This window comes from Janthinobacterium pasteuri, assembly GCF_051380775.1.
Lineage (GTDB): Bacteria > Pseudomonadota > Gammaproteobacteria > Burkholderiales > Burkholderiaceae_D > Janthinobacterium.
In genome coordinates, this window is record NZ_JBNYXS010000029.1 from 61,629 (window position 1) to 70,812 (window position 9,184).

General features: G+C 61.0%; 8 protein-coding genes and 1 pseudogene. 3 read left to right on the forward strand and 6 right to left on the reverse strand.

The genetic code is table 11. From position 1 onward, the window contains the following. The first annotated feature begins 62 nt into the window (after nt 1–62). On the forward strand, nt 63–2,006 hold the full coding sequence (locus tag ACQ4WN_RS23035) for a GAF domain-containing sensor histidine kinase (protein ID WP_436553626.1): 1,944 nt from the start codon (nt 63–65) through the stop codon (nt 2,004–2,006). A 214-nt stretch (nt 2,007–2,220) separates the two neighbouring features. Here ACQ4WN_RS23035 and ACQ4WN_RS23040 read toward each other — a convergent pair whose 3' ends face one another. Next, on the reverse strand, nt 2,221–3,732 hold the full coding sequence (locus tag ACQ4WN_RS23040; RefSeq protein ID WP_436553627.1) for a DUF3369 domain-containing protein: 1,512 nt from the start codon (nt 3,730–3,732) through the stop codon (nt 2,221–2,223). A 432-nt stretch (nt 3,733–4,164) separates the two neighbouring features. Here ACQ4WN_RS23040 and ACQ4WN_RS23045 point away from each other — a divergent pair, with 432 nt between their 5' ends. Beyond that, nucleotides 4,165–4,668 (forward strand): DUF3016 domain-containing protein, encoded by a 504-nt coding sequence (locus ACQ4WN_RS23045; protein WP_436553628.1) that lies wholly within the window; start codon nt 4,165–4,167, stop codon nt 4,666–4,668. 19 nt (nt 4,669–4,687) lie between these two features. Here the strand turns inward: ACQ4WN_RS23045 and ACQ4WN_RS23050 are convergent, their stop codons facing one another. The 4 genes from ACQ4WN_RS23050 to ACQ4WN_RS23065 form a co-directional block, all read right to left on the reverse strand. After that, nucleotides 4,688–4,885 (reverse strand): hypothetical protein, encoded by a 198-nt coding sequence (locus ACQ4WN_RS23050; RefSeq protein WP_436553629.1) that lies wholly within the window; start codon nt 4,883–4,885, stop codon nt 4,688–4,690. 71 nt (nt 4,886–4,956) lie between these two features. Next, nucleotides 4,957–5,454, reverse strand: coding sequence for a substrate-binding periplasmic protein (locus tag ACQ4WN_RS23055; protein WP_436553630.1), 498 nt, complete (start codon nt 5,452–5,454; stop codon nt 4,957–4,959). A gap of 71 nt (nt 5,455–5,525) precedes the next feature. Then, nucleotides 5,526–5,969 (reverse strand): thioesterase family protein, encoded by a 444-nt coding sequence (locus ACQ4WN_RS23060; RefSeq protein ID WP_071079638.1) that lies wholly within the window; start codon nt 5,967–5,969, stop codon nt 5,526–5,528. 144 nt (nt 5,970–6,113) lie between these two features. Further along, complete coding sequence (locus tag ACQ4WN_RS23065; protein WP_436553631.1) at nt 6,114–7,565, reverse strand: PQQ-dependent sugar dehydrogenase; 1,452 nt, start codon at nt 7,563–7,565, stop codon at nt 6,114–6,116. A gap of 282 nt (nt 7,566–7,847) precedes the next feature. Between ACQ4WN_RS23065 and ACQ4WN_RS23070 the strand changes: the two genes are divergently transcribed. Continuing rightward, nucleotides 7,848–8,954 (forward strand): S-(hydroxymethyl)glutathione dehydrogenase/class III alcohol dehydrogenase, encoded by a 1,107-nt coding sequence (locus tag ACQ4WN_RS23070; protein ID WP_289951493.1) that lies wholly within the window; start codon nt 7,848–7,850, stop codon nt 8,952–8,954. A 1-nt stretch (nt 8,955) separates the two neighbouring features. On the opposite strand, the pseudogene ACQ4WN_RS23075 reads toward ACQ4WN_RS23070, so the two are convergent. Next, a pseudogene (locus ACQ4WN_RS23075) lies at nt 8,956–9,184 on the reverse strand (IS1595 family transposase); the annotation flags it as partial.

Here is a 9,184-nt window from a genome sequence, read left to right on the forward strand (position 1 = left end):
GGCTGGGCTGAACTGATAATATTGATTTTCAGAACATATCGACACAAGGCACATAGTTACCCATGGAAAGCCGTCTCAGCCGTCTGGAAGCCGTTCAAAACGTGTTGCTGGAAATCGGGCAGCGTTCGAGCACCTGCAGCGATATCAGCGAATTCCTGCAGGCGGTGCATGCGGCGCTGGGCCGTATCATGTATGCGGCTAATTTTTATGTGGCGCTGAGCGACCGTGACGACGGCCTGGTGCGCTTTCCCTACTTTGTCGATGAATTCGACGCCGCGCCCGACCCGGACGAGGGCGTGCGCCTGGCCAGTGCCGCGCAGTCGCCCACGGCGTGGGTCATCGTCAATCGCAAGCAGCTGGTGATGACGGCCGACGACGATGCCATGCGCGCCATCGGTGGCGGCGCCTGGGGCGGCGGCACGGCGGCCGAGCACTGGATCGGCTGCCCGCTGCTGGATCAGCAGCACCAGGTGCTGGGCGCCATCGTCATCCAGAGCTACGACGAGCAGCATCACTTCAGCCTGGAAGACCAGGCCCTGTTCGCGCTGATCGCCACGCACGTGTCGAGCGCCCTGCAAGGCATGCAAAGCATGGACCGGCTGGAAAAGGCGGTGCAGGAGCGCACGGCCCTGCTGGCACACGAGGTGGCCGAGCGGCGCCGCGCGGAAAACCTGCAGCATGCGCTGTATGAAATCGCCAACCTGTCGGCGCAGGCGTCCGATGCGACGACCCTGTATGCGCGCCTGCACGCCATCATCAGCGAGCTGGTGACGGCGAAGAACTTCCTCATCGCTCTGTACCATCCGGACAACAAGGACATCACGATCCCGTATTTTGTCGATGAAAAGGATGCGCAGGCGCCCGTGAAGCGCTTTCATTACGGCATCGGCATGAGTTCGTACGTGCTGGCGCGCCGCCAGGCCTGTCTGCTCGATGCGGACAGCTATGCGGCGCTGGTGGCCAGTGGCGAGATCGGCGAGCCGCTGGGCAATGTGGGCATCGCCAGCTGGATGGGGGCGCCCATGCTGCTGGGCGAGCGCAAATATGGCGTGATCATCGTGCAAAGCTACGACACTTCCGTCGTGTATGGGCAGGCGGAACTGGACGTGCTGGCCTTCATGGCCAGCCATGTGGCCGTGGCGATAGCCCGCATCCAGGCCGACAGCGCCATGCGCCAGGCCAAGGAAGCGCTGGAAGAGCAGAACGCGGCCCTGAACAGCGCCCTGAGTGCCTTGCAGGAAGCGCAGTCGGAACTGGTGCGCCAGGAAAAGCTCGCTTCGCTGGGCCGCCTGGTGGCGGGCGTGGCGCATGAAATCAACACGCCGCTGGGCATTTGCGTGACGGCCACCAGTCATCTGGTGCAGGAATTGAAGCTGACGCGCGAAGACCTGGACGGCGGCCAGCTCGATGAAGACGGTTTGCGGCAGTTTTTCGACATCATCGACCAGACCCTGCGCATCATGACGACGAATACGCAGCGTGCCGCGGCGCTGGTGCGCAGCTTCAAGCAGGTGGCCGTGGACCAGTCTTCGGACGAGTTGCGCAGCTTTAATTTGCGTAAATATCTCGATGAAATCCTGCTCTCGCTGCAGCCCAAGCTGAAGGGCAAGCCGATCAGGGTAGACATCGATTGCGCACCCGAGTTGCAGCTGCGCAGCTATCCGGGCGCCGTGTCGCAGATCGTCACGAACATGGTGGTCAATTCACTGGTGCATGGCTTTGTCGAAGGCGAGCCGGGCAAGATCAGGATCAGTGCCAGGACGGCCGGCGAGATGCTGGAACTCGACTACAGCGACGATGGCATGGGCATGGATAACGCCACCCTGGGCCAGCTGTTCGACCCTTTCTTCACGACCAAGCGGGGTTCGGGCGGCAGCGGCCTCGGTGCGCATATCCTGTATAACCTCGTGACGGGGCCGCTGGGCGGCACGGTGAAGGTGGTCAGTGCACCAGGCATGGGGCTGCATTACAAGATACGCTTCCCGCTGGAGCCGAAGAGCGCTTGAAAACTTGAACACGGCGGGCCGGAGACGCGGGCCTGAGAAAATGCCGATGGCGGCGTTGCAGCTCCTTGCCGTACATGCGTACTGTCTGCGTCGCTGCGCCTTGCCCTCGACATTTTTCAGGTCCGCTTGGCCCGGAACGCCCGTGTTGGGGGCTAGTGCCGAGGCGTGTTTTGCCGGCGTGCGTCTCGTTCAGGGAGCACTTGGCTCTGACCTTCTAATCAGGGAAACGCTGATTCAACGCAAGTGCCTCATCCAGATTCGCAATCAGCAACTCCACATACTGCGGATCGAGGTGGCTGCCGCTCACTTCGCGCAGGTAGCTGACGACGCGCTCCAGGGGCCAGGCGTCCTTGTAGCAGCGCTTGTGCATGAGGGCGTCGAAGACGTCGGCGACGGCGGCGATGCGCGCGTATTTGTGGATGTTTTCGCCGACCAGGCCTTGCGGGTAGCCGCTGCCGTCGTACTTTTCATGGTGCTGGTGGGCGATCACGGCAGCCGCTTTCAGCAAGGGGCGCTGCGAGCCGTCGAGGATGGACATGCCCACCGTCGGATGCTGCTTCATGATTTCCCACTCGGCCGCGTCGAGCTTGCCCGGTTTCAGCAGCACGGCGTCCGGCGTGGAAATCTTGCCGATGTCATGCATGGGCGCCGCGTGGCGCAGTACCATGGTTTCCTCTTCCGACATGCCGGACGCTTGCGCCAGCAGCTGGCACACTTCGGCCATGCGGCGCACGTGGTTGCCGCCTTCGTGCGAGCGCGATTCGACCACATCGCCCAGACGCAGGATCAGCTCGGCCTGGGTATCGGTGATTTCCTGCGTCAGCAGAATGTTGTCGAAGGCGATGGCCACGCCGGAGCAGAACACTTCCAGCAATTGCGCGTCGAGGTCGGAAATTTCTTCCACGCCTTTCAAGACCAGCAGCGAAGCCTTGCCGCTGCTGTTGGGAAAATAGCCGACATAGGTGTCGCCATGCAGGCGCGAGATCCTGTTGCTCTTGGCATGGTCCAGCTGCGACAGCAGGGAAGGGCTGAGGATGCCGTCATCGGCTTCATGGTCGCCGATCTGCGCGAGGATTTCATAGTCCTGCTCGCCCGTGATGGCGCTGGCGCCGCGCAGGCGCAGCAGCATGCTCGTTTCCAGGCGTAGCAGGGCGACGACTTGCTGCAGCAGGCCGCTGGCGAAGTCGCGCAGGTTGCGCTGCTTGAAGATATGCGCCGAGGCGGCGATGACTCTTTCCAGGCCTTCGCGGTAGTGCAGCTGGGCCAGGCGCGCTTCCTCGACCTTCATGATGTCGCGGTAGGCGCGCAGGGCGGCAAAGGTGGTGGTGAACAGCTTGGTGCGGTCCAGTTCCGTCTTTTCCTTGTAGTCGTTGATGTCGTAGTTCACGATCACCCGTTCTTCCGGCGCCTGTCCCGGCTGTCCCGTGCGCAGCACGATGCGCGTAAACTGGTTGCCCAGGTCTTCGCGCATCCAGCGCGCCACTTCCAGGCCGCTGTCTTCGCGCTCCATCACCACGTCGAGGAAGACCAGGGCGATGCCTTCTTCGCGCGCCAGCACCTGTTTGGCCTCGGCGCCGCTGTAGGCGTGCACGAAGCTCAGGGCGCGGCCCTCGAGGCGAAAACGGCTCAGTGTCAGTTTGGTGATGTCGTGGATGTCGGGTTCATCATCGACGAGCAAGACTTTCCAGGGAGGTAACTTGGGCGATGCTGAAGACAAAAATGACATAAGGGCGAGTTCCGCTAAAAGGCATAACTGACGCAATACTGAGACGCCTGCGCCAGGAATCCCTGTGCGCCATTACCGGCGTTGCGCGTTTTTCGGGCGCATTTTATCGATTGTAGACTGACAGCTAAGTATTAACAATATGCAAGAAAAATTGACTAAAAACATGCAACACACGTGCTAAAAAGATTGTAAATCCCTGCTGTTAACACTATCTATACTTTATCGCTTAGGCAACTATATTTTCAAGACAATACTTTGTTTTAATTAATATTGCTAATGAATCTGCAAAAAAAGTCGGCGCCTTGCTTTTCTGGTGGGAAAGCATAAAAGTAACAAGGTATGAATTCCGCACCAGAATGGGATGCGGCGCGCTATATTGGGTAGGCATAAGAAGTGGCCCCATGCCACTCACATTTCCTGAAAGGGCTAATCATGCAAAAACAAACGACGCGCGCCCTAGTCGCCGCCCTGGCCTTGCTGGCCAGCAGCGCGGCCTGGGCAGGCACGGAAGTACACTTCAGCAAACCGGATCAATACACGGATGTCCCGTTCAACCCGCAGGATCGGGAAGATGTGTTGAAGGAACTGAGCCGGCATTTCGAGAAACTGGGCGCAGCGCTGCCGCCCGGGCAGACCCTGAAAATCGACGTCACGGATGTGGATCTGGCGGGCCGTGAAAATCCCGCGCTGCGTGCCGGCCAGGATATCCGCGTCATGAATGGCCGGATCGACTGGCCGCGCATGCGCCTGCACTATGTGCTGGAACAGGAAGGCAAGGTCATTCGCAGTGGCGATGCAGCCTTGTCCGACATGTCGTACCTGAGCCGCATCAATCATTACTTCAGCAATGAAAAGCTGCGCTATGAAAAGCTGATGATCGATGACTGGTATGCCGATACCTTCGGCATCAAGGTGAAGCGCCAGACGCGCAAGTAAGCGAGCATTCATCGCTATGTCAGCGCTGGTATGCTTCTTCGATGCGCGCCAGCTGGCCGTTCTGCCGCATGGCAAGCAAGGCCGCATTCATCTTGTCGATGAAATCGGCCTTGTAGGCGGGCGTATTGCGCGCGCTGTAGGCGATATACGTGGCTTCGGAAGACAGTTCCAGCACTTCGTGCAAATGAAAGCCGTAACTGGTGAGTTCGCCTTGCAACTGGCGCGCCGTGTGGCGGGCTGCGCCGCGGTCGCTGGCGTAGCAATCGATGCGCCGCAGGGCCAGTTTCCTCAGATTGGCTTCATTGCCCTTGGCCGCTTCCAGGTGGGCGCCATCAATTTTTCCGACAGTAAAAACCCCGTATTGACGCCGATGCTCAGGCCGGCAAAGTCGGTCGGGAAGTGCGTGCGCGGCGTGCGCATGACGGCGTCATGGCAAAACAGCACCACCGATTCGCGGTACAGCATGGCCGAATACGGTTGCACGTACGGCCGTTCCGTCTTGCGCCCTGGCGGAAACAGGCCGAATACCTGGCCTTTTTCCAGCGCATCGAGGCCCCGTTTCCAAGGGCGCGGCTGCAGGTCCAGCCGATACTCCGGCATTCTTGTGGCGGCTGCGCGCAGCAAATCGACGTACATGCCCTTGAACACGCCATTTTCCACGTAGCTGTATGGCGCATAGTCGTCGTCGCCGTACAGGATGACGGTTTGCGGCGCGGCCAGGGCGGTCGGCAAGACGCCCAGCAGCGCCAGGGTCAGGCACAGTCTTGCCGTTATCGCTGCTTGCATGCCGCTCCAGTTTTAATATCTTCCTGGCAAGCATACAGCATGGTAGCAAGGCGACCCGTTTAATCCATTCCTTAATCGATCCAGTTCACCTGCGGGAACTTGCTGCCGAACTCTTCCGGCATGGGTACGACCTGGCTGCGCTTGTAGTTGAAAAACACAAAGCCGGACTTGGCCATCGCGATCAGCGTATTGTCGCGAGGACGCGTGATGCGGAAAGTGATGTCGCCGCCATATTTATTAAAATCCATGACGCCCACTTCGAACAGCAGCTGGTCGCGCGCATGGGCTTCGGCACGGTAGGTGGTGGCCAGGTCGGTGACGATGATGCCGGTGCCGTCCGCTTCAATGTCGCGCACGCCGAATTCGAACAGGAAGCGGGCGCGCGCCTCGGAAATCATGGAAATCATGGAATCGTTGCCGAGATGATTGCCGGCATTGATGTCCGTGGTGCGTACCGTCAGTTGCGAGGAATAGCAGTACTGGTCTTCGGGAAATTCAAGTTTCAAACGGGCCATGGTGCTCTCTTGGGCTGGTGCGCAGGGCGCGACGGGAAAAACCCATTCTAGCCGGTTCCCCGCGCTCCGTCGAAAAACGCCCCTAGCCGCGTGCGGCCCGTTTCACTGGCGCACGCTCATTTGCGTACGCTTACTGAAGTACTCTTATTTACGTACGACCCGGTACACCTTGCCCGTGCCGCTCAGCATGTACAGCTCGTTCTGCGCATCCTGGCCAAACGACAGGATATTGCCCACGTTGGTGATGCCCCAGTCTGTCACGGCAGAGGCCGCGCCATTGCTGTAGCTGAAACTTTTAAGCCAGCCGCTGCAGTAGTCCGAATACAGGTACTGCCCCGCCAGTTCCGGCAGGGCAGAGCCCCGGTACACATAGCCGCCTGTGATCGAGCAGCCGCCAGCCGCATCGTGGCCGTATTCGATGGCAGGCAGGACCAGCCCCGCCTGCTTGCAGCTGCTGCTGTTGTAGCAGTGCGCGCCTTCCATGATGTTCCAGCCATAGTTGTTGCCCGCCTGGCCCACGGGGCGCACATCGATCTCTTCCCAATTGGCCTGGCCCACGTCGGCGAGGTACAGCAGCTGGGCTGGCACGTCGAAGGCGTAGCGCCACGGGTTGCGCAAGCCATAGGCCCAGATTTCGGCGCGCGCGCCGGGCGTGCCGGCAAACGGGTTGCCCGCTGGAATGGCGTATGGCTGGGTTACCGTGCTGGCGTTAACGTCCAGGCGCAGCAGTTTTCCCAGCAGCACATTTGTGTTTTGCGCATTGCCGGACGGGTCGCCCGCGCTGCCGCCGTCGCCCGTGCCCGCGTACAGATAGCCATCCGGGCCAAAGCTGAGCAAGCCGCCATAGTGGTTGCTGAACGTGGGGTGGGGTATCGTGAGAATGGTCAACGCGGACAGGGGATCGGCCACGTTGGCGCTGCCCGCTGACACTTGCCGCCGTTCGATGACGATATCGCCGGCCAGGTTGGTGTAATACAGGAAGAAATAGCCATTGCTCGCATATTGCGGGTGAAAGGCCAGCGATAGCAAGCCCCGTTCGCCGCTGGTGCTGGTCAGGCTGCTGATGTCGAGGAAGGGCGTGGCCAGCAAGTTGCCGTTCTGCAGCACGCGGATGCGGCCGGGGCGTTCTAGAATGAAGAGGCGGCTGTCGCCGGGCGGCGCCGTGAGGAAGATGGGGACGTCCAGTCCGCTGGCTACCTCTTGCAGTGCCAGTGCCAGCGGTGCCGTGGCCGCATAGGTGACACTGGCGCTGGCCGTGGCGCCCGCATTGACTTGCACCTGCTGCGTGACGGGCGTGGGGGCCAGCGTTTGCGTGCCTTGCGCAACACTGGCAGCGCTGAGCATGTAGGCGCCGGGTGCCAGGCTAGCGAGCGTGGTGCTTGCCGTCAGCAGCTTGCTGTAGGACGCTGGACCGCTAAGCGTGACGGCGCCTGCCACGCCGGCCGGCAAGCCGCCGATGGTGAGCGTCAGGCTGCCCGTGGTGGCGCCGGGCGGGTGGTCATCTTGGCCGCCACCACAGGCGGCCAGCAGGGCCAGGCAGCATGCCAGCAGCAGGGCTGGCCAGGTGATGGGCAGTCGGGGTAGCGAGTTGCGCATGTCAGTCTCCTGTGGGAACGATGAAATGACGAGTCAGTGACAGCGAGTCAGTGCGATGGACCAAGGGAATGCTGTTGCGTCAAGAATGCACGTTTTGGTGCCCGCAAGATTGAGCTTGCGCAAGCGTACGCCTGTCATGCACCGCGCTTCCGTGCGCTGCTGCACGCTACGGCGGCATCGGACAAATGCGCCGCGTTTTCAGACAAGCGCGGTGCCAGCTGCGCCACCGCGCCCGCCTGTACCCGATAATGGCGCATCTGAAACCGAGCAGGAAGCATCCCCATGAAAACCAAAGCCGCGATTGCCTGGAAGGCGGGCGCCCCGTTGACCATCGAAGAAGTCGACCTGGCCGGCCCGCGTGCCGGCGAAGTGCTGGTCGAGCTGAAAGCCACGGGCATTTGCCATACCGATTACTACACCCTGTCCGGCGCCGACCCGGAAGGTATCTTTCCGGCCATCCTGGGCCACGAAGGCGCGGGCGTCGTCGTCGACGTGGGCCCGGGCGTGACGACCCTGAAAAAGGATGACCACGTTATCCCCCTGTACACGCCGGAATGTCGCCAGTGCAAGTTCTGCCTGTCGCAAAAGACGAATTTGTGCCAGGCCATCCGCTCCACGCAGGGCCGCGGCCTGATGCCGGACGCCACCAGCCGCTTTTCGCTGAATGGCCAGCCGCTGTTCCACTACATGGGCACTTCGACCTTTTCCAATTACATTGTCGTGCCGGAAATCGCTCTCGCCAAGATCCGCGAAGATGCGCCGTTCGACAAGGTTTGCTACATCGGCTGCGGCGTGACGACGGGCGTGGGCGCGGTATTGTTCTCGGCCAAGGTGGAAGCGGGCGCGAATGTGGCCGTATTTGGCCTGGGCGGCATCGGCCTGAACGTGATCCAGGCAGCGAAAATGGTCGGCGCCGATAAAATCATCGGTATCGACATCAACCCGGCGCGCCAGGCCATCGCGCGCAAGTTCGGCATGACGCATTTCATCAACCCGAACGAGGTGGAAAACGTCGTCGATGCCATCGTGCAATTGACCGACGGCGGTGCCGACTATTCGTTTGAATGCGTCGGCAACACGACGCTGATGCGCCAGGCGCTCGAGTGCACGCACAAGGGCTGGGGCAAGTCCTTCATCATCGGCGTGGCGGCAGCGGGCCAGGAAATTTCCACACGCCCGTTCCAGCTGGTGACGGGGCGCGAATGGCGCGGTTCGGCCTTCGGCGGCGCACGGGGCCGCACGGACGTGCCGAAGATCGTCGACTGGTATATGGAAGGCAAGCTCAATATTGACGACCTGATCACGCATCGCCTTAAGCTGGAAGACATCAATCAGGGCTTCGACCTGATGAAGAGCGGCGAATCGATCCGTTCCGTGGTTTTATATTAGGCTATGTCACCGTAAGGTGTGGGAACTCTCCCATAGTTGCCTTCAACAATGTTTCTGGGGAGCGGATGCGTCCGGCGTCGAGTATCCAGCGCCACCCCAGATAATTCGGCAGATAACGGCTGGCTACCCCGTGGAATATGCGCAGCCAGCCGCGCAAGCGGCTGTGGTAGGCATTGACGTTCTGCACGTGGGCGGCGCCCTGTACGCGGATGCCGGCGCGCACGTTGACG